This is a genomic window from Streptomyces sp. NPDC001544, from assembly GCF_042894285.1.
Taxonomy (GTDB): Bacteria; Actinomycetota; Actinomycetes; order Streptomycetales; family Streptomycetaceae; genus Streptomyces.
Window position 1 is genome coordinate 164,840 of sequence record NZ_JBIAVN010000005.1, and the last position, 23,133, is coordinate 187,972.

Sequence of the window (23,133 nt, forward strand, 5' to 3'; positions counted from 1 at the left end):
GCGGGTGCGTGGCGGGCCGGTCCGGCGGAGTCTGGGGGACATGCCCCACGACGCGGTGGAGTCGGTGCTCGACGAGCTGTACACCACCCCGCCGGGCCGGTTCGTCGCCCGCCGGGAGGAACTGGCGGCCGCGGCCCGGACGGAGGGGCGTCTCGAAGACGCCCGCCGGATCCGGGCCGCCCGCCGCCCCACCCTGGCCGCCTGGGCCGCGAACCTTCTGCTGCGCTCCCGTCCCGAGGAGAGCCGGCAGTTCCTGGAGCTGGGCCGGGCGCTGCGCGAGGCGTACCGCACGCTGGACGCCGCCGGGCTCAAGGAGCTGTCCGCGCAGCGCCGGCGGATCGTTTCCGCCCTGTCCCGGCAGGCGGCCGAGCTGGCCTCAGAGGCCGGGCACGGGCTGTCGGACGCGGTGCGGCAGGAGGTCGAGTCCACCCTGCGCGCGGTGCTGGCCGATCCGGACGCGGCCGACCGGTGGGCGGCCGGCCGGCTGTACGGCGCGCTCACCCCGCCCTCGGACTTCGGGGCCGCCGCTCCGCCCGGCGTACCGCGCGGACCGGCCCGGCGGACGGCCGCACCGCCGCCCCCGGCTGCGGTGCGGGCGGAGGACGAGCTCGCCGAGCGGCGCCGGCAGCGTCGGCGGCGGCAGCTCGACCGCGCCCGCGAGGCGGCCGAGCGGGCCGCGGAGCGGCTGCGTGGCAAGCGTGCGGAGCAGACGGAGGCCGAGGCCCGACTGGCCGAAGCGGAGCGGCAGTTGGAGCGGGCCCGCGAGGCCGTGCGGCTCGTGGAGCGCGAGCGGCAACAGGCGGAACGCGAGCAGCAACGCGCGGAACATGAGCGGCAGCGGGCGGCGAAGCGCCACGCGGCCGCCGCCGAGGCGTTGGCACGCGCCGATCGGGAGGCCCGGGAGACGGCCGAGCGGGCCGACCGGCTCGCCGCCGCTCCTGACGCGCCGGAACATCCCTGAGCTGCCCTCTTGTCCGCGGCACTTGGGCGCCGCCGCGGCGCCCGGTCCGGGCCGGGTACCGGCCGACCGGGCGAACCCGGACGGAGCACCCTTCACCCACTTACCCCGCTGCGCTCGTGGTGTGGCACGGCACGGCGCAGGATCGTGCCCATGCGACCGGCGCGTTTACTTGCGCGGCGCGCCGGTCGCTGTCCGTTCCGCCCACCGGCCGCCCCTGACACCAGGCACAGGGGCCCGCGAAGGAGATGCGCACAGGATGACCACGATGTCCGAACGGGTTTCAGAACTGTCGGTGCGGCAGGCGTCGCACCATGTCTCCCAGTCCGTGTTCGACGGCTCCAGGCTCCGGGTCGTCCTGCTGGTGGACGTCTACGACGGAGCCCAGCAGCAGTTCCTGGAAGCCTACGAGCAGCTGTGCAACCAGGTCGCCTCCGTTCCCGGGCACGTCAGCGACCAGCTGTGCCAGTCGATCGAGAACCCCTCGCAGTGGCTCATCACCAGTGAGTGGGAGAGCGCCCCGCCGTTCCTGTCCTGGGTGAACAGCGAGGAGCACGTCCGGATGGTGGAACCGCTGCACTCCTGCGTCCGGGACACCCGGTCGCTGCGCTTCCACATCGTCCGCGAGACGGACACGGACGCCACGGCCGGCAAGCGCCGACTGCAGGCGGCTCCCCGGATCGGTGACGGCGTGGTCCGCCATGCCCTCACCTTCACGGTCAAGCCGGGCAGCGAGGACAAGGTCGCCGAGATCCTGGCGGGCTACGCCTCGCCCGAGCCGCAGGTCGACGACACCACCCGGCTGTGCCGCACCTCCCTGTACATGCACGGCAACCGCGTGGTCCGGGCCATCGAGGTGCGGGGCGACCTGCTCACGGCGCTGCGCCACGTCGCCCGCCAGCCCGAGGTGCGGGCCGTCGAGGAGGCCATCAACCCCTATCTGGAGCAGGACCGGGACCTGGACGACCAGGAGTCCGCCCGGGTCTTCTTCACCCGTGCGGCCCTGCCCGCCGTGCACCACGTGACACAGGCCCAGGAGATTGCCGAGGCACAGCGGCACGCCCTGTACTACCCGGCCCGGGAGGGTCTGGGCATGCGGCTGGCCGAGGTCCTCTCCGAGCAGGACGCGCTGGCGGCGAAGGATCCGCGCAGCCCGATCCTGCGCAGCACGATCTTCCAGCGCGACGACGTCGTCGTACGGCTGATCGACATGCGGGGCGCCCTGGAGGCGGCCGATCCCGTCGTCGCCCTCGGCCTGCCCGACCCCTCGCAGGCGGCCGAGCTGACCACGCTCCTCGACGCCGGCGCCAGGAGCGGTGACCCCGCGCGCCTGCTGGAGTCCGCCCGCATGGCCCTCATCACCGACCGCCGGTCGCCCGAGGTCTGACCGGCAGCCCCCGGCCCGCGACGGCCGCACCCCCCACGTCGACGCAGCACAGCATCGGAGGAACGTCGTGACCAGACCCCGTCCCAAGATCGTGGATGTCAGCGAGATCGAGCCCAACACCAGGCGCGGCGGCGACCTGCGCGCCCTGCTCACCCCCACCACGGTCGGCGCGACCAGCGGTTTCATGGGCGTCGCCATCGTGCAGCCCGGCGACCGCATCGCAGAGCACTACCACCCGTACTCCGAGGAGTTCGTCTACGTCGTCTGCGGACAGCTGGAGGTGGACCTGGACGGCGAGCCGCATCCGCTGCGGCCGGAGCAGGGGTTGATGATCCCCGCCCACATGCGCCACCGGTTCCGCAACGTCGGTGACGTCGAGGCCCGGATCGTCTTCCACCTCGGCCCGCTGGCCCCGAGTCCGCCGCTCGGCCACGTCGACACGGAGGAGGCCGAGCCCGCCGCGGTCGCCGCCGAGGGGGCCGGTGCGGGCGGGAGCCGGTCATGACCAGGCGGGTGGCGGTCACCGGCATAGGCATCGTGGCACCCGGCGGCATCGGCGTTCCGGCCTTCTGGGACCTGCTCGCCGGCGGCCGTACCGCGACCCGGGGCATCACGTTCTTCGACCCGGCCGGACTGCGCTCACGGATCGCCGCCGAGTGCGACTTCGACCCGGCGGCGTACGGACTGGACGCGGAGCAGACCGCGCGGGCGGACCGGTACATCCAGTTCGCCCTGGTCGCGGGTGACGAAGCCGTCCGCGACTCCGGTCTCGATCTCGCCAGGGAGAACCCGTGGCGGGTCGGGGTGTCCCTGGGTACCGCCGTCGGCGGCACCACCCGGCTGGAGCACGACTACGTCCTGGTCAGCCACCGCGGGCAGCGCTGGGACGTGGACCACCGGGAGGCTGAGCCGCAGCTGCACCGCGCGTTCTCGCCGAGCACCCTCGCCTCGGCGGTCGCGGAGCGGTTCGGGGCGTGCGGTCCGGTGCAGACGGTCTCGACCGGCTGCACCTCGGGTCTGGACGCGGTCGGGTACGCCTTCCACACCGTCGAGGAGGGCCGGGCCGACATCTGCATAGCCGGTGCCTCGGACTCGCCGATCTCGCCGATCACCATGGCGTGCTTCGACGCGATCAAGGCGACGTCCCCGAACAACGACGATCCCGCCCACGCCTCCCGTCCCTTCGACAACGACCGTGACGGGTTCGTCATGGGCGAGGGCGGGGCGGTGCTCGTCCTGGAGGAGCTGGAGCACGCCCGGGCCCGCGGCGCGCACGTGTACTGCGAGCTCGGCGGCTACGCCACCTTCGGCAACGCCTACCACATGACCGGTCTGACCAGCGAGGGCCTGGAGATGGCCCGGGCGATCGAGGTCGCCCTGGACCATGCCCGGCTCGACGGCACCGCGATCGACTACGTCAACGCGCACGGCTCGGGCACCCGGCAGAACGACCGCCACGAGACGGCCGCGGTGAAGCGGGCGCTGGGGCAGCACGCCTACGACACGCCCATGAGCTCCATCAAATCCATGGTGGGGCACTCCCTGGGAGCGATCGGGGCGATCGAGGTCGTGGCCTGTGTGCTGGCCCTGGCCCACCAGGTCGTACCGCCCACCGCGAACTACGAGACCCCCGACCCCGAGTGCGACCTGGACTACGTCCCGCGCGTCGCCCGCGAACGGAAGCTGAGCAGCGTCCTGTCCGTGGGCAGTGGATTCGGCGGTTTCCAGTCCGCGGTGATCCTGACCCGGCCGAGGGAGAGGACACCATGAGCGAACCGTATCCGCGGCGCGCGGCCGTCACCGGGATCGGCGTGGTCGCGCCGAACGGAACCACCGTGGAGGCCTTCTGGAAGTCCACCGAGGAAGGCATGAGCGTCCTGGACCGCGTCACCCGCGAGGGCTGTGAGCAGCTGCCGCTGCGGGTGGCCGGTGAGGTCCGCGGCTTTGAACCGTCGGCGGCGGTCGAGGAGCGGTTCCTCGTCCAGACCGACCGGTTCACGCACTTCGCGATGGCCGCGGCCGATCTGGCACTGGAGGACGCCCGTCTCGGCCAGGCCGACACCGACGAGGCGCCGTTCTCGGTGGGCGTGGTCACCGCGGCCGGTTCCGGCGGCGGTGAGTTCGGCCAGCGGGAGCTGCAGCGGCTGTGGGGAAAGGGCAGCCGGTTCGTCGGCCCGTACCAGTCCATCGCCTGGTTCTACGCCGCCAGCACCGGGCAGGTCTCCATCCGCCGCGGCTTCAAGGGGCCCTGCTCGGTGGTCGCCGCCGACGAGGCCGGCGGTCTGGACGCCCTGGCGCACGCGGCGCGGGCCGTGCGGCGCGGCACCGACGTGATCGTGGCAGGGTCGACCGAGGCGCCACTGGCGCCGTACTCGATGGTGTGCCAGCTCGGTTACGAGGAGCTGAGCACCGTCGACGATCCGGCGCGGGCCTACCGCCCGTTCACGGACGGTGCCTGCGGCTTCGTCCCCGCCGAGGGCGGCGCGATGCTCGTCGTGGAGGAGGTCGCCTCGGCCTGGGAACGCGGGCTGCCCGTGCGGGCCGTCCTCGCCGGGCACGCGGCGACCTTCACCGGTGCCTCGCGCTGGGAGGCGTCCCGGGAGGGACTCGCCGAGGCGATCCGCGGTGCGCTGGAGGAGGCCGGCTGTGCGCCCGAGGAGGTCGACGTCGTCTTCGCCGACGCCCTCGGGGTGCCGGCGGCGGACCGGGCGGAGGCGCTGGCGATCGCCGACGCCCTGGGCGGCCACGGCCGGCGGGTGCCGGTGACGGCACCGAAGACGGGCACCGGACGGGGCTACTGCGCGGCTCCCGTGCTCGACACGGCGGCCGCGGTGCTCGCGATGGAGCACGGTCTGATCCCGCCGACCCCGAACGTGGTCGACGTCTGCCACGACCTCGACCTCGTGACCGGCCGGGCCCGCGCCGCCGAGCTGCGTACGGCGCTGGTCCTCAGCCGGGGCCTCATGGGGTCGAACTCGGCGCTCGTGCTCCGGCACGGCGCCGCCGACGCCTCGTAGCGAGGTCGCCGGAGCGGAACCCAAGCAAGGAGAGAGAGGAACGACATGAGTGCCCAAATCACCGTCGAAGAACTGGCCGAACTCATGAAGAAGGCGGCCGGGATCACCGTCAGCCCCCAGGAGCTGTCGGACCGCCCCGACACCGCCTTCGGCGAGCTCGGCATCGACTCGCTCGGCCTGCTCGGCATCGTCGGCGAACTGGAGAACAGGCACGGCACGCCGATGCCTCCCGACGCGGAGCGCTGCAAGACGCCCCGGGAGTTCCTCGACCTCGTCAACAGCGCCCTTCTGGCAGGAGCCTGACATGGCTGGACACACGCAGAACGAGATCACCATCGCCGCACCGGTGGACCTGGTGTGGGACATCACCAACGACGTGGCGAACTGGCCGCAGCTGTTCAGCGAGTACGCCTGTGCCGAGATCCTGTCCCAGGAGGGGGACAAGACCACCTTCCGGCTGACCATGCACCCCGACGAGAACGGCACCGTGTGGAGCTGGGTCTCGGAACGGGAGACCGACCGCCCCACCCTCACCGTCAAGGCCCGCCGGGTGGAGACCGGCCCGTTCGCCCACATGAACATCCGGTGGCGCTACGAGGAGGTCCCGGGCGGCACCCGGATGATCTGGACCCAGGACTTCGCGATGAAGCCCGACGCCCCGGTCGACGACGACTGGATGACCGACAACATCAACAAGAACTCCAAGATCCAGATGGCCCTGATCCGCGACCGGATCGAGAAGGCCGCCGCCGAGCGGGGGGCCCAGCCGGGCCTCACCGACTGAGCCGGACGGAGAGACACCGTGCACCAAGCCCTGATCGTGGCCCGGATGGCCCCCGGATCGGCCCCGGACATCGCGAAGATCTTCGAGGACTCCGACCGGGGAGAGCTGCCGCACCTCGTCGGTGTCACCCGGCGCAGCCTCTTCCAGTTCGGTGATGTGTACCTGCACCTCATCGAGTCCGAGAAGGAGCCCGGCCCGGCCATCGCCAAGGTGACCGGGCACCCGGAGTTCCGGGACGTCAGCGAGCGGCTGTCGGCGTACGTCAGCGCGTACGACCCCGAGACCTGGCGCTCGCCGAAGGACGCGATGGCCCGGCGCTTCTACCTCTGGGAGCGCGACCGGGCCGTCTGAACCCGCCGTCCGCTCCCGCGGACGGCCACCGGTCGCCGGGCCCGCAGCGTCGCGGGCCCGGCGACCGGTGTTCTGCGCGGCTTGTCCCGGATCACCCGGGGACCGTGCAGTCGAACGCGTGCAGATAGGGGTTGACCGGGCCGATCTCGTCGATGACCAGGCCCGCGGCGGTCAGCCGGCCGACCATGCTCTCGGTGGTGTGCTTGGCCCCGCCGACGTTGAGCAGCAGCAACAGGTCCATGGCGGTGCTGAAGCGCATCGACGGGGTGTCGTCGACGAGGTTCTCGATGACCACGACCCGGGCCTTGGGCCCGCCCGCCTCGATCACGTTGCGCAGGCAGCGGGCGGTCGATTCGTCGTCCCACTCCAGGATGTTCTTGATGATGTACACATCGGCCTGCACCGGGATGGCCTCGCGGCAGTCGCCGGGCACGATGCGGACCCGGTCGGCGAGCGAGCCGCCCGGGCGCAGCCGGGGGTCGGCGTTCTCCACGACACGGGGCAGGTCGAGCAGGGTGCCCCGCATCGACGGGTACTTCTCCAGCAGGCTGGCCACCACATGGCCCTGGCCGCCGCCGATGTCGGCGACCGACTTGGCCCCGGACAGGTCCAGCAGTTCGGCGACCTCCCGGGCGGACTGCTTGCTGGAGGTCGTCATGGCCCGGTTGAAGACGTCGGCGGACTCGGGGGCGTCCTCGTTGAGGTAGTCGAAGAACTCCTTGCCGTACAGGTCCTCCACGACGTTGCGGCCGGAGCGCACGGCCTCGTCGAGGCGCGGCCAGGCGTCCCAGGTCCACGGCTCGGTGCACCACAGCGTGATGTAGCGCAGGCTGTGCGGGTCGTCCTCGCGCAGCAGCCGGGACATGTCGGTGTGCGCGAACGTCCCGTCCTCCCGCTCGGCGAACACGCCGTAGCAGGACAGCGCGCGCAACAGCCTTCTCAGGGGCCCCGGTTCGGTCTTCACCGCGGCCGCGAGATCCGCCACGGCCATGGGGCCGTCCCCCAGCGCGTCGGCGACGCCCAGCCGGGCGGCCGCGCGGAGGGCGGCGGCACACGCCGCCCCGAAGACGAGTTCCCTCAGCCGCATGGACGGCGGTGGGGCAGTGGGTGCGGTCGTCATGTGCCGCCTCTCCTCCTTGGGTTACGGACGGGTTCGGCCGGTCAGCACAGGCCCGCGGGCTTGGACTTCGCGCAGTTGTTGCGGGCGAAGGTGTTGTTCCGCTTGGCGGCTTCCTGGTTGACCAGGTCCGCCGGCGCGTTGTTCTTCACCCGGTTGTCGTGGATCCGGTTCCGCTCGCTGGTGGTACCCACGAAGCTCTTGTAGAGGACGACGCCACCGGAGAGCGGGGACCTGCCGGCGTTGCCGGTGATCACGTTGCCGGTCACCAGGGAGTCCTCGGCGCCGGTCAGCACGACGCCGGAGCCCTGCAGGAAGGGCAGCCGGGCGGTCTTCGGGCAGTACTTGTTGTTCTTGACGATGCTGTTGTAGGCCACGGTCGCCTTACCGGCCTTGGGCTTGTTCTCGTCGCCGACGACGAACACCCCGGCGCAGTTGCCGGTCACGTCGTTGTGCGCGACGGTGATGTTGCGCAGGCGGCGGACGGTGACGCCGATGCGGTTGCCCTTCAGCACGTTGCGGTCGACGATCGTGCCCCTGGTGTCCTTGGCGCCCGCCTCGGTGAGCATCGTGTTGGCGAGGAAGACACCCGCGTCACCGTTGTCGCGGACGGTGTTGCCCCGGACCAGGCTGCGCACCGACCGCTCCTCGGCGATGCCCCACAGCTTGTTCTTGTCGGCGGTCACCTGACGCACGGTCAGGTGGTCGGTGCCCACGGCGAACACGCCGGCCCGGGCGAAGCCGGTCACGGTCAGGTCGGCGATGGTGACGCCGTCGACGCGCCAGCTCTTCGTCCCGGCCACGCAGATGCCGTTGCCGTACCCGGCGCAGCTGGTGTCGGACTTCTTCTTGCCCGGCCTGATGACCGTCTTCCGGCCGTCGCCGCGCAGGGTCAGCCACGGCGTGGTGATCTTCACGCTCTCGCGGTAGGTGCCGGCGGTGACCAGCACGGTGTCTCCCGGCTTGGCCGCGTCCACCGCTTTCTGGATCGATTGCCCCGGACGCACGACGTGCAGCGTGGGGCAGTTGCCGGCGGGCGCGGCCGCGCCGACTCCGGCCACGAGGAGCGCTGCGGCGCAGGCGCCGTAGACGGTATGACATTTCTTCATGTTCCGCACGTTACGTCGCATATGACCGTGGACGGCCCGGATGAGCCGTCCGGCGGCGTGTCACGTCACCTCAGAGCGACATGTAGAGGCGGGTGCCGCCGGGCCGGTAGCCGACGCGTTCGTACACCCGGCGGGATCCCTCGCCCGAGTACTCCAGCCAGACCGACCGCGCTCCCCGGGTGAACATCGTCTCGGTGAGTGCCGCGGTCACCGACGCGGCGATGCCCCGGCCCCGGTGGGCCGGGCGGGTGCCCACGCCCGCCAGTTCCGCGGTCCCCGCGGCGGGCGGGGAGCAGGTCGCCGCACCCGCGCAGCCGTCGGGGGCCCGGACGAAGCGGACGGCTCCGCCGCTGTCGGCTGTGCGGCGCAGCCGGGCGGTGCCTTCCGGGGAAGGCGCGAACTCACCGGCGAACGCCTCGGAAAGGGCCGCTTCGATCGATGCGTAGTCCTCCTCCGTGCGGGGGACCTCGGCCACCGGCCCACCGGCGAACGACGGCACCGCCAGTGTTTGCGGTGTACAGACGAGGTAGGTGTGCCGGGCCTCGACGGTGAAGCCCGCCCGGACGAGCGCCGGTGCCACGGCGGGCGCGGCGTCGGGGGCGAACTCCAGTCGGGGCCGCAGTGGACCACTCGACGGCCCGGCTCGGCGGCGCGCCCACCCGGCGGCCCGTGGCGCCACCCGACGCGGCCGCGGCAGGTCGGCACGGGCCGCCCCGCGGCCTGCGCGCCGCGGCTGCGCGCCGCACGGGGTCCGGCCGGTCAGTTCGGTGAGGGGATACGGGTCGCGATCTCGCGGGCCATGCGGCGGGCCTCGGGGGACACGGGCTGGCCGTCCTGTGCGGTGCCCGCCTGCAGCAGGTCCAGCAGGTCCTGCGACTCCTCCTGGTACAGCTCCGCCAGCCGCTCGGCGGTGCCGTATCCGGGCAGGAAGTCGATCTCGTCCAGGTCTGGGGGGTCGTAGCCGTCCATGATGGGGCAACGTACCCGGTCTGGTCCGGGTCACGCAGCCCGTACGAGCCGGACGTCCTCCACACCCGGCAGTCCGAGGAGCGGCACCCGTCCGGTGCGCTGGTCCGGGTCGATCGTCAGGCCGGAGCGGCGGACCAGGTCCAGGACGTCTTCCGGCTCGGGCCCGGGCTCTCCGGATCTCCGGGACGGGCGGACGGGACGGACGCTGATGACTCCGGGATCCCCCGCTGGTCTGATCGACGGATAATCGGTGTGCCGGTCAAGAACCTTCCGGGGCACCGCCCTCGGACGTTCCGCGGGGGCCGGCTTCCCCTGCGCCTTCGGCGTCCGCCCAGGCCGCGCGCCGGCTCGCACACATCCCGTCGGACACGGGCTCCCCCGTGTCATCTGCAGATGGGCCGGAATCTCCGGCATGTGCCGGCCCCAGGGCGACCAGCACCGCCAGCAGGGCGCCCGCGACGAGGGCGGGGGCCGGGGACCAGGCGGCCGGCACCAGGGCGGCCGCGGTGACGGGGTACGGGAGCCGCTCGGCCACCCTCGCCTGGTGGGGGCGCAGGTGCACGGCCCAGACCGTGACCAGGAACACGGCCGCCGGAACGGTCACCGCCGCTCCGGCGGCCGGGGACGAGGCGCCGGTGTGCCGCGTGACGTGGTCCGCGTACGCGGCCAGCCCCGCCCCCTCGGCGGTCGCCGCGGCGAAGACCAGGTAGTGGCCGTAGGCCCAGGGGAACCGCCTGCGGTGGGCCCGGTGCGTCGTGGCGAGCAGTGTGTGCGCGGGCCGGGCGAAGTACAGCCACCACATCGCGTAGGCCGTGAGCAGGCCGCCGGCCGCCACCGCGGCGAGCGCCCCGGTGCCCTGGTGCCGGTCGAAGGCGCTGCGTACGGCGACGGTGGCGGCGGCGACGGACTCGCCGAGCACGATGAGGGTGAACAGTTCGTAGCGTTCGGCGATGTGGTGCGGATGCCAGGGTGTCATCCCGGCGGACTGCGCCCACACGGGCACGGAGAGTTCGGCGGCGATCAGGACGGCCATGCCGGGCAGCCGCAGCACGGGGGGCACACCGAGCAGAGCCACCCAGCCCAGCTGGCAGGCCGTCACTCCCCCGGCGAAGCGCAGCGCCGTCCTGCGCCGGGCGGGGTCGGACAGCGCGGCCCGGAGCCAGAGGGCCGCCAGGGTGGAGCGCAGGACGACGTATCCGAGCGTGACGATCCTGAGGTCGCCCGCCTCGAACGCCCGGCGCACACCGGCCGCGAGCACGAGCGAGCCGGTGATCTGGACGAACACCGTCAACCGGTAGGGCACGTCGTCGGGATCGTAGGCGGAGGCGAACCAGGTGAAGTTCATCCACGCCCACCAGATGGTGAAGAAGACCAGCGCGAAGCGCAGGGCACCGGACGCGTACAACCCGTGCGTCAGGGCCGTGTGCAGGCTCGCGGACGCCTGTGCCACCGCGATCACGAAGCACAGGTCGTAGAAGAGTTCCAGTGGGGTGGCGGACCGGTGCGGTTCGCCGGGGTCGCGGCCCCGCATGGTGCTCATGCCGCTCCTCGCTGTGTCGGCTCCCGGCCGTCGGCCGTCCCGCCGAGGCTAGGGCGGCCCGGTGGCGGTGCCGTGTCCGCCGGTGCACGGGCTCGTGCCCGAGAGCGCACGGCCGGCGCGGGTGCGCGCGATGGTGTGCACCGGCGGGCAGCACCGCGTGCGCTGCCGGACAACCCGCCGGCTTCACGAGCGCCTAGCGTCCCCCGGGTACGCACAGCTCAGCACCACAGGAGGCGGAACATGACCACCAGCTCCCGGCCCGGCACCGGCAGCCAGCCCTGGCTGCACCAGAAGGGCGAGGTGATCCAGGAGTTCGGGACCGTCAAGCAGTTCCCGGTCGGCCTGTCCTACGAGGCGCGCATGTACTCCTGCCAGCGACTGAACAAGGTGCTGGCGGACACGCAGATCCTCTACGGCCTGTACAAGAAGCACCACTGGCTGATGCGCGGGGCGACCTTCTACCAACTGCACCTGGTGCTGGACAAGCACGCGGGGGAACAGCTGGAGATCGTCGACACCGTCGCCGAACGCGTCCAGTCGCTGGGCGGGGTCGCGGTGGGCGACCCCCGGCACGTCGCCGAGATCACCTCGATCCCCCGGCCCCCGGACGGGGTGGAGGAGGTCCCGGCGATGCTGTCACGGCTGCTGGAGGCCCACGAGAGCATCCTCGTCGACGCCCATGACGCCGCGGCCCGGGCCGCCGGACTGGGGGACGACGGCACCAACGACCTGCTGGTGTCGCAGGTGATCAGGACCGGGGAACTGCAGGCGTGGTTCCTGGCCGAGCACCTGGTCGACACCCCGCTGGTCAGGGCCTGACCGAGCAGGCGGACACACCCCGGGGAATGCCCGCTGCCCCGGCGCGGCGGCCGGACCTCCGCACCGTCCGCCGGCCCCGGCCGGCGGGCTGCTGCCGGCGGTCCGGACCGCCCCGGCTCAGCCGGCCTGACCGGCCTCGGCCCGCAACGGGCACCCGGTGCCGACGCGCTGCTCCAACTCGGCTCGCAGAGTGGCGAGTTCGGCCATGCGGGCGTCGATGAGCCGGATCTTGTCCGCCAGCAGCCCGGACAGGGCCGCGGCCGAGTCGGGGGCGTCGAGCAGTTCCTCGCCGTGGCGTGCGATCTCCGCGAGGGAGAAGCCGAGGGCCTGTGCGGTGCGGACGTAGGCGAGCCAGGGCACCGTCTCGGGCGGGAAGTCGCGATAGCCGTTCGACAGCCGCCGGCCCCTGACCAGTCCCACCTTCTCGTAGAAGCGGATGCCGTCCTTGGTCATGCCGGTCCGCGCGGCCAGCTCTCCGATCAGCATGACTCCCCGTCAGGTCGACTGTCGGTGCTTGACCTTGGACCCTACTCCACTGTCTAGCGTGACGCGCGTCGCTGTCACGCAACCAGCAGGAGCCCTGTCATGATCTCCCTTGCCGCCCCGGCCCACCCCGTCTATCCACGGGTGGTGCGCGCCAGCGCCTGGTACGACCTGGTCGTCACCGCCGGTTTCGCGACGCCCTGGACGTACGCCCTGGTGAACCGCGCGCTGTCGGCACTGGGCGATGCGCTGGGGCTCGGTGCGCTGCCCTCGGTCGATCCGGTGCAGACCATGTACGCGAACCTGATGGGTTCGGTGGTGGTCGTCTGGGCTCTGCTGCGCATCCTCCGGCCGCTTCCGGCGCACGGGCTGTACGACGGTGCCGCACGCGTGCTGTTCTCGGTCTGGATGTCGTACGCGGTCGCCCAGGGGATCACGCGGTTGCTGTTGCTGTTCCTGGTCGTCGAGGTGTCGTTCGGCGTCGCCCAGCTCGTGCCGTGGTGGCGGAGCCGGGGGACCCGTCGGGATGCCTGCGATTAGTTCGCCGTCGATCCATTCGAGGGGAGCAGGTGCCGTACCCGGCGGCGTGATCCTCTCCCGGCGTGTGATCCGTCCCGTCCGCGGGTACTCGCCCGCGCACGGCAGGGAGGTCACGGCATGGACGGGCGAGCGTGGCGCGGGCGGGTGGGCGCCCCGTGACGGCTTCGGACAGAACGCTGCTCACCGGATGGTTCAGCTTCCGGGACGGCGAGGCGACCGCCGGGGACGTCCTCGCCCTGAACCGCGTGCAGTGCGTCCTGGACCACGCGGGGCACGCCTACGACACGGCCTGGAGCCCCGCGTTCCGGCCGGACGCGCTGCACCTCGACGACGTGGACCCCCAGGCGTACGGCAGCCTGGTCTTCGTGTGCGGGCCGCTGCACGGGCCGCAAGTGGCCGATCTGCACCGGCGCTTCCCGCACTGTCTGCGGATCGCCGTCGGAACCTCCGTGATCCGGCCCGGCAGTCCGGCCGTCACCGGGTTCCACCGGATACTGGCCCGCGACGGTCCGGCGCTCGAACCGGTGCGGGACCTGTCGGCGCGTGCCCCGGCCGCCCCCGCCCTGCCGGTCGTCGGGGTGATCCTCACCCGGGGGCAGCGCGAGTACGGGGGCCGGCGGCGCCACGAGGAGACCGCCGACCGGATCACCCGCTGGCTGCTGGCCAAGGACTGCGCACGCGTGGAGCTGGAGACCAGGCTCGACACGAAGGACTGGCGGCTGTGCGCGACGCCCGGACAACTGGACTCCGTGCTGGAGCGGCTGGACCTGGTGGTCACCGACCGGCTGCACGGACTGGTGCTGTCCCTGCGGGCAGGCGTCCCGGCCCTGGCGGTCGACCCGGTCGAGTCGGGCGCCAAGGTCACCGCGCAGGCCCGGTCCTGCGGCTGGCCCGCCCTGGTGGCTGCGGAGGACCTCGACGACGGACGACTGGAACACTGGTGGGACTGGTGCCTCATCGAGGGAACGGACACCGCGCGCCGGATCCGAGCCGGTTTCCGTTCCGGGCGGACGCCGGACAACGCCGACGGTCTCCTGCGGGCGCTGACCGGCCGGCCGCCCGAGGACGGACGGCCCGCGCCCGGAGGGCATTGGATGCCGCACCCGGGGAACACGGTGAGCCATGAACGACCGGAGTCACCCGGATGACGTAGAACTCACCGCTCACGAACGGCTGGCCCTGCTCCGCATCGAGGCGGAACTGCGCCGTGACCGTCGTCTCACCCGCCGGATGAGCGCCTCGCCCCCTCGGGTGTGGCTGCCGCTGACGGTCGCCGTCCTGATGTGCGCCTCGATCGTTCTCGGCGTCCTGGGCATCCGCACTTCGAACCCGGCGCTGATCTGGGGCTTCGCGGTGATATGGCCGGCCACCCTGCTGGGGGCCTTCCGACTGCTGTGCCGGATGACCGGGGGCGGCGACCGCGCCACACCCTGGGTGTGACACCGCCCGCCTCGGTCCGGGGCCGTAGGTCCATCGCCCGAGGCAGCGCGGCCCCCTGACGGGTACCGTCATCCGGTGTGAAGATCACCGAGAAGCCGCGGGACTCCGCGCGGCGCCGGCACGACGTGCTCGCGAAGCTGCGCACCGGGGCGGACGTCTGGGTCGCCACGTCCGGCGCGGACGGTCTGCCGTGCCTGGTCCCGCTGTGGTTCCTGTGGGACGGAGCGGCCTTGTGGCTGTCGACCCGGATCACCAGCCCGACGGGACGCGACCTGCGCGACACCGGCCGGGCCCGTCTCGCGCTCGGCGACACCCAGGACGTCGTCCTCGTCGACGCGGTGGTGCAGACCTTCACCGCCCAGGAGGTGCCGGCCGCGACCGCGGACGCCTTCGCGCAGCGGTGGGGCTGGGATCCGCGTGCGGATCACCCCGCCTACAGGTACTTCCGGGCGCTGCCACGGGCGATCCAGGCCTGGAACGGGGTGCACGAGCTCAAGGGGCGGCATGTGATGCGCAACGGGGAGTGGGCCGATCCGGGACCGTGACGTCAGGAGCAGCGGGCGCGCACCCGCCCCGTCAGGTCGGCCGCAGCCTCGGGCCAGTGTGGGTACTCGAAGGTGAAGCCCGCGTCCCGCAGGCGGCCCGGGACGACGCGCCGGCTCTTCAGCAGCAGTTCGGTGTCCGAACGCAAGCCGAAGGCGCCGATCTCCGCCATCCACGCGGTGGCGGGCAGACCGATGGGCATGCCCCACGCCTCGCGCAGGGCGCGCATGAAATCCCGCTGCGGGAGAGGCGTGGGGGCGGCGAGGTTCACGGGCCCGGTGAGATCGTCCCGGCCGACGAGGAACTCGACGGCTCGTACGAAGTCGTGGTCGTGGATCCAGGAGACGTACTGTGCTCCGCCCGCGACCGGACCGCCGAGGCCGAGCCGGGCCAGCCGCAGCAGGACGTCGAACACACCGCCCCGGTCGGGGCTCATCACCATCGCGGACCGCAGGGCGACCTTGCGGGTGTGCGGAGTGTCGGCCCGCTCCTGTTCCCGCTCCCAGGCCTTGGCGATCTCGACGCTGTACGACCAGTAGCCGGGCACGTCCGGTTCGGTACCGCCGATCACACCGCTCGCCTCGTCGTTGGGCGCGTCGAAGCGGTGGGCGTACACCGTGGCCGTGCTCATCTGCAGCCAGAGGCGGGGCGGCCGGGCGGCGGCCGCGATCGCCTCGCCCACGACCCGGGCGGACTCCACCCTCGAGTCCATCATGGCCTTCAGGTTGACCGGAGTGTAGCGGCAACTGACGCTGCGCCCGGCCAGGTTGACCACCACGTCGCTGCCGTCGACGGCCTCCGCCCAGGGCCCCAGGGTCCTTCCGTCCCAGGCGAGTTCACCCGGGCCCGCCGGACGCCTGCTGAGCACGACCACCTCGTGACCGGCCCCGGTCAGCGCGTGCCTCAGTATCGTACCGACCTGTCCGGTGCCTCCGGGCAGCACGAACCTCATCCCGCTTCCCCCTTCTCTCTGAACACGACCCTAGCCCAGAGTTGAACATGTTCAAAAACAGGGCGGGGAAACTCGGGAAGAGGGATGTCGAGCGCGCCGTGGTCACCGGCCCGGTCCCGGGCCGGGGCGGGTGGCCCCGGCCCGGGTCCGGTCACGGCTTGCGGGCGACCGCCCCGTACATCGCGATGTCCTCGTCGAGGATGTCCTTCTCCCCCGTGCCGTCCGGGTGCCACTTGTGCACCTGGACGATGCCCGGCTCGACCAGTTCCAGGCCCTCGAAGAACTCGTGGGCCTCGTCGAGGGTGCGCAGCCGCATCGGCATGTTGCGGGCGGCGTACTCACGCGCGACGCGGCCCACCTCCTCGGGCGCGAACTCGGCGGTGCCGATGGACATCGCCAGGTAGCTCCCCGAGGGCAGCGGCTCCAGCAGGCGGCGCACGACGCCGACCGCGTCGTCCGCGTCGAGCATGAAGTGCACGATGGCGATCACGGTGAGCGCGACCGGCTTGCCGAGGTCGAGGGTCTCACGCAGCTCGGGGGCGTCCAGGATGGCCGCCGGGTCGCGGAAGTCGGCCTCGATGTACGACGTCCTCCCCTCCGGCGCGCTGGAGAGCAGTCCCTGGGAGAGGGTGAGGACGATGGGGTCGTTGTCGACGTAGACCACCCGTGACTCGGGTGCCACCGACTGGACTATCTCGTGCAGGTTCGGGGAGGTGGGGATCCCGGTGCCGATGTCCAGGAACTGGCGCATGCCCGCCTCCTCGGCGAGCCAGCGCACCGCGCGGTTCATCCAGTCGCGGTTGGCGCGCATGTGGACGGGGAGGGCGGGCCACTCCCGGGACATGGCGTCGCCGGCCTCCTTGTCGGCTGGGTAGTAGTCCTTGCCGCCGAGGATGTAGTCGTAGATCCGGGCGGAGTGGGCGTTCTCGGTGTCGATGCGGTCGGCCGGCCATCCGTTGTCGGGCAACGCCGTGTCTCCCATTCGAGTCGGGGCGGTCACAGGGATCCGAAGCGGATCCATGATCCACCGGAACCGGGGCAACGCTCAGCAGAACAAGGCATGTTCACAGGAGGAAGTCGGCGTCACCCGCCTTCACGCCCGTCAGGAAGTCCGTCATCTCACGCGGGGTGAAGACGAGCGCCGGCCCGTCCGGGTCGGTGGACTGGCGGACGGCCACGCGCCCGTCGGCGAGCTTCTTCACTTCCACACAGGCGCCCCCGGCGTCGTGGCTCCACGGCTTGGTCCAGCCGCGCGCACCCAGTTCCCGGGACGGCACGCCGCTGTGTACGTGGTGGGGCACTCAGAGCTCCTTGCGAATCGAACCGAGGAACGCCTCGGTCTTCCTGGCGGGCGCCGCCTGGGCGCCCAGCCGGTCCAGGGCCTCGCGGTACACCACGACGTCGTCCGTCTTGTCGAGGTAGACGGCGCCGACCAGGCCGTTGAGGTAGACGATGTCGGGCAGTTCGCGGGCCCGGAACCGGAAGAGGTGGTACGCGCCCGCCCGCATCGCCGGATGCGGTCCGTTGGCGAACGGCATGATCTGCAGGGTCACATGGGGCAGCCGGTTCAGTTCGATCAGGTGGTCGATCTGCGCGCGCATCACGCCGGCCCCGCCGACCGGCCAGCGCAGCACCGTCTCGTCCATCACCACCCACAGCCTCGGCGGCGCGTCCCGTGACAGCAGTTCCTGGCGGCGCATACGCAGCGCGACCCGGCGCTCCGTGGCCTGCCCGGAGGCGTGCGGGTTGCCCGCGCCGAGCAGGGCGGTGGCGTACTCCTTGGTCTGCAGCAGCCCGTGGACGAACTGGTTCTCGTAGGCACGGATCTGCAACGCGGCCTGCTCCAGGCTGAGATAGGCGGCGAACCAGTCCGGCATCACATCACGGTAGGTGTGCCACCAACCTCGCTTGTTGGCCTCCCGGACCGACTGCAGGAAGGTGTCGATCTCCTGCTGGTCCCGCACGCCGTAGGTGTTCAGCAGCTTCTCGGCGTCCGCCAGTCTGAGCCGGGCCACCTTGGCGGCCTCCATCCGGCGGATCGTCGAGTGGCTGACCCCGATCGCCGCGCCCGCCTGTTCGTACGTCAGGCCGGCCCGGGTCCGCAGCTCCTCCAACTGCCTGCCGAGGATCATGCGCAGGACGGAGGGCGCGCCACCCCAGTCGGTCTCCGCGGTCACGCCTTACCCCCTCACACCGTCGGTTGCAGGGTCACCGTCTCACGCGATCGCTACACAGGCTCATTCGATCACTTATTGCCGAAAGCAGCATGCACGCGGCTTCTTGCAAATTTCAACTTGCTGGTTGCGGGGTGTTGTTGGCAGGTGTCACAGTGGACTCACTGCTCCGGCCCAGGAAGGAACGGGCGATGCAGCTCAGTTGGGGGAGATTGGGCTGCGATCGGGCACCGCCGTGCCCGGGTCGCCGTCCCCAACGGTCCGGCGGCCACGACACCAGCACCAGCACACCCCCCACGATGCGAGCCGGACGAAAGGCGACGGCGATGCCCCCGCCCTCCCTCCCCCAGCCCCTGCACCGACTCCCCGGCACCGAACACCCCGAGAACCAGTCCGCCGACGGACGTCCCCACCGGCCGTCGGCGGCGGCACCGCCCCTGAGACCACCCGGAGGCGAGCACACCGGTCGACTCCCCGGGCCCGAGGGCCCCGACCGGCTCGCCTCCGGGGCCGAACCACCCCGGCGGACGCACGCCTTCGCGCTGCCCCCGATCCCGGCGTCGGTCGCCCGGGCCCGCGCGAGCGTGCACGAGGCGCTCACCTCCTGGGGCATCGACGGGGACGCGGCCGACAGTGCCGTCCTCATCACCTCCGAACTCGTCACCAACGCGCTCACGCACTCCGCGGGCGAGCGGATCGTGTGCCGGCTGCGTCTTACCCCCGAGCGGCTGCGCATCGAGGTCGAGGACGACGACCGCGGCCCCTCGGGTCCGGCGCCCCGGCAGCCGGGCCCCGAAGACCAGAGCGGCCGCGGGCTGCTGCTGGTCGAGGCGCTGAGCACCGACTGGGGCGTGGCGGGCGCCCCCCATCTCCACGGGCGCGTCGTCTGGGCCGAGCTCACGACCACCGCGCACGGCGGCGGACCCGCCACACCGTCGCCCACCGCTCCCTGATCCCCGGCCGCGACGCGCCCCCACGCGCTTCCCGGCCACCCCGGCCCATCCCCCACCAGGCCGAAGGACCACCCGCCTCATGATCCGACCCCACCCCACCTGGCGACACGGCGCGCACTCCCGCCTCACTCCTTTCACCCCACTCGCCCCGTCCGCCCCGGCGCACCCCCGGGTGCGCATGGCTGATCCCTCGTGGACCCGCACCCGTCCCAAGCCGGGCCCGGACCATCCCCAGCGGCGCTCAGGGCACCCCGTGCGCTGACGGCACGTCAGCGTCGCTGACGTACGGTGGAGGCATGGCCCCTTCCCTTCCGGGCCCACTGGCCCATCTGGCACCGCTGCTCGGTCACTACGGTTACTGGGCCGTCGGCGCAGTGGTCTTCGTGGAGGACTTCGGCATCCCCGCTCCCGGCGAGACCATCCTGATCGCCGCGGGCGTGTACGCGGGGGCGGGGCGGCTGAACATCGTGGCCGTGGCGGCCATCGCGTTCGTCGCGGCCGTGCTCGGCGACAACGTCGGCTATCTGATCGGCCGGTCCGGCGGCCGTGCCGCCGTGTACCGGTGGGGCCGATACGTCCTGCTCACGCCGAAGCGCTTCCAGGCGGCCGAGGAGTTCTTCACCCGGCACGGCGGCGGGATCGTCACCGTGGCGCGGTTCGTCGAGGGACTGCGACAGGCCAACGGCATCGTCGCGGGCACCACCGGCATGCCCTGGCGGCGGTTCCTGGCGTTCAACGCGCTCGGCGCGGCGCTGTGGGTCGGCCTGTGGACGATCCTGGCCTATCTGGCGGGCAGCCACATCGACGAGGTCTACGGGCAGGTCACCCGCTACCAGCGCTACGTCCTCCTCACCCTCGGCCTGCTGGCCGCCGCCCTGCTCGCCCGCCACCTACTGCGCCGCCGACGCCGACGCTGACCCGGTGCTCGCCCGGGCCGAGGCCGCCTGACGTGCGGGCGACCGGGAAGCCGTCCGAGCGGATCGCGGGGGCACGTGGACGATCACCCAGGGCGGCGCTGGTCGCGGGGGCTGTCACGACGCGTCCATCAGGTTCGCGGCGATCGTCGCGCCCAGTTCCCAGCAGGCCTCGGTGTCGGCCTTGCCGGGCTCGCCGGTCACGACCACCGGGTCGGCCGCCCGCCGCCAGCCGAGGCCCGTGGTGATCGTCTCGATGGCACGCAGCGCCCCGGTGACGTCGCTGCCGCCGTGCACGTACGAGCCGTAGGGGCGGCCGCGCGTCTCGTCCAGGCAGGGATAGTAGATCTGGTCGAAGAAATGCTTGAGCGCGCCGGAGACGTACCCGAGATTGGCGGGCGTGCCGAGCAGGTATCCGTCGGCGGCGAGCACGTCGGACGCCGTAGCGGTCAGGGCCGCGCGACGGACCACACGCACCCCTTCGATCTCGGGGGCCGTGGCCCCGAAGACGACGGCTTCGAACAGGGCCTGGCAGTTGGGCGAGGGCGTGTGGTGGACGATCAGCAGGGTGCGCACATCCGCACCCTGCCGTGCCCGCCCTCCGGTCGCAAGGCCGCCGCGGCCCGGGCGGTGGCCGGCCGTCATGGCGTAGGGCCGTGTCGGTGCCCTCGGTTAGAGTGACCGACCTCGACAGAGGGGGGTTTCGGCGTTGCGTGTCGTGATGGGGTCCGTGCGGGGCGGAGTGGCTCAGGTCGTCCTGCTGGCGGCGGTGTTGGCGGGCTGCGCGGGCTCGCCGGACGTCGAGGACGTGAAGTCGTCGCCGAGCGGGTCCACGGCGGGCCGGGGCTCCGGAGCGGCGACGGGCGAGGTCGCCGAGAGCGGCGGCAGGACAGGAACCGTCGGTTCGGCCTGCGAGCTGCCCGTGACGTTCGACGTCGCCGAGGGCTGGAAGGCGAAGGCGGTCGAGGCCGGGGGGCACGCGGACGGGGTGGCCGGCGACCTCGCCGACGCGCTGCTGCACCAGGGCCCGGTCACCGCCGTGTGCGAGATCGACGCCAAGCCCGCCGGGCACATCGGCTTCCTGCGGGTCTGGAAGGGGAAGCCGGGTGACGCCGACGCGCGTGCCGTCCTGCGGGCCTTCGTGGCCGCGGAGGACAACACGAGCAAGGAGAGGTACCGCGCCTTCCGGACGGGCGATGTCTCCGGTGTCGAGGTCGACTACGTCTACACGAGCAAGCTCCTCGACGAGTCGAAGAAGGAGACCGCCCTCGCCGTCACCACACCGCACGGCCCGGTCGTGCTGCACCTCGGCGGGCTCGACACGGAGGAGCACGAGAAGATGCGTCCGGCGTACGAGCTGGCGAAGCGGACCCTGCACGCCGCGTGAGTGCACCGCCCGGCCGTCACCGCGGCCGGGTGGAGCGGCCCGGACAGGTGAGGGGGCCGGGGTCGCGCACCGGGATCTCCTTCGGTTCGGTGCAGCAGCGCCACCATCTCTTCGCTCGTGCGTTGTGGGCCGTGCAGCCCATGGAAGCGCTCCCGCAACGTCCGTGACACAGGCCCTCTTCGGTTCGCGTGCGGCTCAACTGCCGCAGCTTCGAGGGCGGTTTGAGTGATCTTCACCAAATGATCGCCAGCAGCAAGACGAATATCACAATTACGTATCGGACATTCGGTGCTTCAACCTTCACACCAGCCACACAAGTTGGCTAGGTTGGCGACCAGACCGCACGGCTCCCCCCGGCGAACCCCGTCGGGCCGCGCGGCCTCCGCCGAATCCGGTGTGCCCGCGGGGCAGCCGGAACCGGGGACCCAACCGACTTGGGGTGAATCGGCCCGACCGCCCGACGGGGCAGGGGCCGTAGGGCATGCCTTCCACCATCGACCGCCCGAACCCGCCAGCTAACCCGGTAGGCGGAGCACGGAAGGAGTACGTCCCCCATGGCGCGCGAAAGCCGCGACGAGGTTCGGCAGCGAATCGACAGCCTTTACGACCAGACCGAGAACGCCACGGGGAACTTCAACGCGACCCGCGCGGCATCGGGGGGAACGCGCGGTCGGGGTGTACGCCTGCGCAGGCCGGACAGGGGTGCCGATCCCGGTCTGGACAACATCGCCCGGCAGTGGATGACGGGGGCCCGCTCCAAGCTGGGTCCCTCCGTTCCCGCCGCGCTGCCTTCGGACCGGACGCCGTCCCGCGCGTCCAACGCCGCGCTGGAAAGTGTCGCCCGGGAGTGGATGACGGGGGCGCGTTCCAAGCTGGGCCCCACCGTTCCGGCGGTACTGCCCAAGGACCGGATGCCCAAGCGTTCGCCGCAGGGGCGCCCCGGCGCCGATGTCCCGATCCCGCCGGAGTTGCTGGAAGCGGCCGAGCGCTCCCTGCCGGAGCTGACCGCCGGGCCCTCCGGGAAGACGGGCGGCCGTGCCGTGCCGGAACTGACCGCGCGCCCCAGGGCGGAACTGACCGCCGGGCCCGTCGCCGCGCTGCCGGCCGTGCCGGAGCCGCGGCGGGAGACCCCCATGGCGCTGCCCGCCGCCGGGCCGCGGCGGTCCTCGCCGCTGGCCTCGAAGGGGAAGAACCAGCAGAAACTCGCCGCGGCCCGGGACCTCCTCGCCCGCCGCATCGCGCAACCCGACTCGCCCGCGCCCCGCCCCGCGGCCGAGCCCGCGCGTCCCGCCACGGAAGCTTGGCGTGGCGACCCGGAGCAGACCCTTCAGCCCGCGGAGCAGGAGTGGCTGCGCCAGCAGTGGTCCGGGCTCAGCGGGGGCCTGTCCTCCGTGGGTGGCGGTGTCGCCCGCAGAGGTGCGACGGCCGGGCCCGGTGCGATGGCCGGTGCGGGTGCGATGGCCGGTGCCGAGGTGGCCACGCCCGCGGCTTTGCCCCCCGGCGCGTCCCTGGGCGTTGCCGCCCAGGGGGCCGCCCCCATGGCCGGCACCGGAACCTTCAGTGTCCCCAACCCGCTGACGGACAGCGGCGCCTTCGCCGTCCCCAACCCGGTCGCGAACACCGGGACCTTCGCCGTCCCCAACCCCATCGCGGGCACCGGGATTTTCAGCGTCCCCAACCCGGTGACGGACAGCGG

General features: G+C 72.4%; 26 protein-coding genes, 2 pseudogenes and 1 riboswitch. Of the genes and pseudogenes, 17 read left to right on the plus strand and 11 right to left on the minus strand.

From position 1 onward, the window contains the following. The first annotated feature begins 40 nt into the window (after positions 1-40). The 8 genes from ACFY0F_RS15850 to ACFY0F_RS15885 all read left to right on the plus strand — a co-directional run bounded on the left by ACFY0F_RS15850 (position 41) and on the right by ACFY0F_RS15885 (position 6,497). Positions 41-961, plus strand: coding sequence for a hypothetical protein (locus ACFY0F_RS15850; protein WP_388793512.1), 921 nt, complete (start codon positions 41-43; stop codon positions 959-961). Positions 962-1,217: 256 nt separating this feature from the next. Further along, a complete protein-coding gene (locus tag ACFY0F_RS15855) occupies positions 1,218-2,345 on the plus strand; it encodes a SchA/CurD-like domain-containing protein (protein WP_388793514.1) in 1,128 nt (375 codons plus the stop codon). Between the two features lie 67 nt (positions 2,346-2,412). Next, positions 2,413-2,850: a cupin domain-containing protein gene (locus ACFY0F_RS15860; RefSeq protein WP_388793516.1), complete on the plus strand. Its 438-nt coding sequence runs from the start codon at positions 2,413-2,415 to the stop codon at positions 2,848-2,850. Continuing rightward, positions 2,847-4,115, plus strand: a complete 1,269-nt coding sequence (locus tag ACFY0F_RS15865) for a beta-ketoacyl-[acyl-carrier-protein] synthase family protein (RefSeq protein WP_388793518.1) — start codon at positions 2,847-2,849, stop codon at positions 4,113-4,115. Before ACFY0F_RS15860 ends, ACFY0F_RS15865 begins: the two co-directional genes overlap by 4 nt. After that, positions 4,112-5,362, plus strand: coding sequence for a ketosynthase chain-length factor (locus tag ACFY0F_RS15870; protein WP_388793520.1), 1,251 nt, complete (start codon positions 4,112-4,114; stop codon positions 5,360-5,362). The genes ACFY0F_RS15865 and ACFY0F_RS15870 overlap by 4 nt, the downstream gene beginning before the upstream one ends. Before the next feature lie 45 nt (positions 5,363-5,407). Beyond that, positions 5,408-5,665: an acyl carrier protein gene (locus tag ACFY0F_RS15875; protein WP_388793522.1), complete on the plus strand. Its 258-nt coding sequence runs from the start codon at positions 5,408-5,410 to the stop codon at positions 5,663-5,665. Between the two features lies 1 nt (position 5,666). Next, positions 5,667-6,146 (plus strand): SRPBCC family protein, encoded by a 480-nt coding sequence (locus tag ACFY0F_RS15880; RefSeq protein WP_388793524.1) that lies wholly within the window; start codon positions 5,667-5,669, stop codon positions 6,144-6,146. An 18-nt stretch (positions 6,147-6,164) separates the two neighbouring features. Further along, positions 6,165-6,497, plus strand: coding sequence for a TcmI family type II polyketide cyclase (locus ACFY0F_RS15885; protein WP_388793526.1), 333 nt, complete (start codon positions 6,165-6,167; stop codon positions 6,495-6,497). Positions 6,498-6,588: 91 nt separating this feature from the next. Here the strand turns inward: ACFY0F_RS15885 and ACFY0F_RS15890 are convergent, their stop codons facing one another. The 5 genes and pseudogenes from ACFY0F_RS15890 to ACFY0F_RS15910 form a co-directional block, all read right to left on the minus strand. After that, the gene (locus ACFY0F_RS15890; RefSeq protein WP_388793528.1) at positions 6,589-7,617 is read right to left on the minus strand and encodes a methyltransferase; all 1,029 of its coding nucleotides are present in this window, start codon (positions 7,615-7,617) and stop codon (positions 6,589-6,591) included. A gap of 41 nt (positions 7,618-7,658) precedes the next feature. Then, positions 7,659-8,723, minus strand: a complete 1,065-nt coding sequence (locus ACFY0F_RS15895) for a nitrous oxide reductase family maturation protein NosD (protein ID WP_388793529.1) — start codon at positions 8,721-8,723, stop codon at positions 7,659-7,661. Positions 8,724-8,793: 70 nt separating this feature from the next. Further along, positions 8,794-9,345 (minus strand): annotated as a pseudogene (locus ACFY0F_RS15900) (GNAT family N-acetyltransferase); the annotation flags it as partial. Between the two features lie 137 nt (positions 9,346-9,482). Continuing rightward, positions 9,483-9,692, minus strand: a complete 210-nt coding sequence (locus tag ACFY0F_RS15905) for a DUF6417 family protein (protein WP_388793531.1) — start codon at positions 9,690-9,692, stop codon at positions 9,483-9,485. A 259-nt stretch (positions 9,693-9,951) separates the two neighbouring features. Further along, positions 9,952-11,232, minus strand: a complete 1,281-nt coding sequence (locus ACFY0F_RS15910; protein ID WP_388793532.1) for a low temperature requirement protein A — start codon at positions 11,230-11,232, stop codon at positions 9,952-9,954. Between the two features lie 240 nt (positions 11,233-11,472). Between ACFY0F_RS15910 and ACFY0F_RS15915 the strand changes: the two genes are divergently transcribed. Continuing rightward, on the plus strand, positions 11,473-12,051 hold the full coding sequence (locus tag ACFY0F_RS15915; RefSeq protein WP_388793534.1) for a Dps family protein: 579 nt from the start codon (positions 11,473-11,475) through the stop codon (positions 12,049-12,051). 117 nt (positions 12,052-12,168) lie between these two features. Here ACFY0F_RS15915 and ACFY0F_RS15920 read toward each other — a convergent pair whose 3' ends face one another. Further along, positions 12,169-12,537: a MerR family transcriptional regulator gene (locus ACFY0F_RS15920; protein WP_388793536.1), complete on the minus strand. Its 369-nt coding sequence runs from the start codon at positions 12,535-12,537 to the stop codon at positions 12,169-12,171. Positions 12,538-12,636: 99 nt separating this feature from the next. Here ACFY0F_RS15920 and ACFY0F_RS15925 point away from each other — a divergent pair, with 99 nt between their 5' ends. The 4 genes from ACFY0F_RS15925 (at position 12,637) to ACFY0F_RS15940 (ending at position 15,059) form a co-directional block, all read left to right on the plus strand. Next, on the plus strand, positions 12,637-13,074 hold the full coding sequence (locus ACFY0F_RS15925; RefSeq protein ID WP_388793537.1) for a hypothetical protein: 438 nt from the start codon (positions 12,637-12,639) through the stop codon (positions 13,072-13,074). 155 nt (positions 13,075-13,229) lie between these two features. After that, entirely contained in the window at positions 13,230-14,222 is a 993-nt protein-coding gene (locus ACFY0F_RS15930; protein ID WP_388793539.1) for a polysaccharide pyruvyl transferase family protein, read from the plus strand. Continuing rightward, a complete protein-coding gene (locus ACFY0F_RS15935) occupies positions 14,197-14,514 on the plus strand; it encodes a DUF3040 domain-containing protein (protein WP_388793541.1) in 318 nt (105 codons plus the stop codon). Before ACFY0F_RS15930 ends, ACFY0F_RS15935 begins: the two co-directional genes overlap by 26 nt. Positions 14,515-14,591: 77 nt before the next feature. Further along, positions 14,592-15,059 (plus strand): pyridoxamine 5'-phosphate oxidase family protein, encoded by a 468-nt coding sequence (locus tag ACFY0F_RS15940; protein ID WP_388793543.1) that lies wholly within the window; start codon positions 14,592-14,594, stop codon positions 15,057-15,059. 2 nt (positions 15,060-15,061) lie between these two features. Here ACFY0F_RS15940 and ACFY0F_RS15945 read toward each other — a convergent pair whose 3' ends face one another. The 4 genes from ACFY0F_RS15945 to ACFY0F_RS15960 all read right to left on the minus strand — a co-directional run bounded on the left by ACFY0F_RS15945 (position 15,062) and on the right by ACFY0F_RS15960 (position 18,186). Then, entirely contained in the window at positions 15,062-16,009 is a 948-nt protein-coding gene (locus ACFY0F_RS15945; RefSeq protein ID WP_388793544.1) for a TIGR01777 family oxidoreductase, read from the minus strand. A 151-nt stretch (positions 16,010-16,160) separates the two neighbouring features. Next, on the minus strand, positions 16,161-16,976 hold the full coding sequence (locus ACFY0F_RS15950; protein ID WP_388793546.1) for an SAM-dependent methyltransferase: 816 nt from the start codon (positions 16,974-16,976) through the stop codon (positions 16,161-16,163). Between the two features lie 97 nt (positions 16,977-17,073). Further along, positions 17,074-17,310 carry a DUF397 domain-containing protein gene (locus ACFY0F_RS15955; protein ID WP_388793548.1) on the minus strand — a complete coding sequence of 79 codons (237 nt, stop codon included), beginning with the start codon at positions 17,308-17,310 and terminating at the stop codon, positions 17,074-17,076. Next, the gene (locus ACFY0F_RS15960; protein WP_388793550.1) at positions 17,311-18,186 is read right to left on the minus strand and encodes a helix-turn-helix domain-containing protein; all 876 of its coding nucleotides are present in this window, start codon (positions 18,184-18,186) and stop codon (positions 17,311-17,313) included. Positions 18,187-18,482: 296 nt separating this feature from the next. Between ACFY0F_RS15960 and ACFY0F_RS15965 the strand changes: the two genes are divergently transcribed. Continuing rightward, positions 18,483-19,136, plus strand: coding sequence for an ATP-binding protein (locus ACFY0F_RS15965; RefSeq protein WP_388793552.1), 654 nt, complete (start codon positions 18,483-18,485; stop codon positions 19,134-19,136). A gap of 296 nt (positions 19,137-19,432) precedes the next feature. Beyond that, a complete protein-coding gene (locus ACFY0F_RS15970) occupies positions 19,433-20,053 on the plus strand; it encodes a DedA family protein (RefSeq protein ID WP_388793554.1) in 621 nt (206 codons plus the stop codon). Between the two features lie 114 nt (positions 20,054-20,167). On the opposite strand, the gene ACFY0F_RS15975 is transcribed toward ACFY0F_RS15970, so the two are convergent. Continuing rightward, positions 20,168-20,626 (minus strand): flavodoxin family protein, encoded by a 459-nt coding sequence (locus tag ACFY0F_RS15975; protein ID WP_388793556.1) that lies wholly within the window; start codon positions 20,624-20,626, stop codon positions 20,168-20,170. A gap of 145 nt (positions 20,627-20,771) precedes the next feature. On the opposite strand from ACFY0F_RS15975, the gene ACFY0F_RS15980 reads away from it, so the two are divergent. Both ACFY0F_RS15980 and ACFY0F_RS15985 read left to right on the plus strand, forming a co-directional pair. Further along, on the plus strand, positions 20,772-21,437 hold the full coding sequence (locus ACFY0F_RS15980) for a lipoprotein (RefSeq protein WP_388793557.1): 666 nt from the start codon (positions 20,772-20,774) through the stop codon (positions 21,435-21,437). A gap of 373 nt (positions 21,438-21,810) precedes the next feature. Beyond that, positions 21,811-21,983, plus strand: a riboswitch (cyclic di-AMP (ydaO/yuaA leader). Positions 21,984-21,991: 8 nt separating this feature from the next. Then, positions 21,992-23,133: pseudogene (locus ACFY0F_RS15985) on the plus strand (hypothetical protein); the annotation flags it as partial.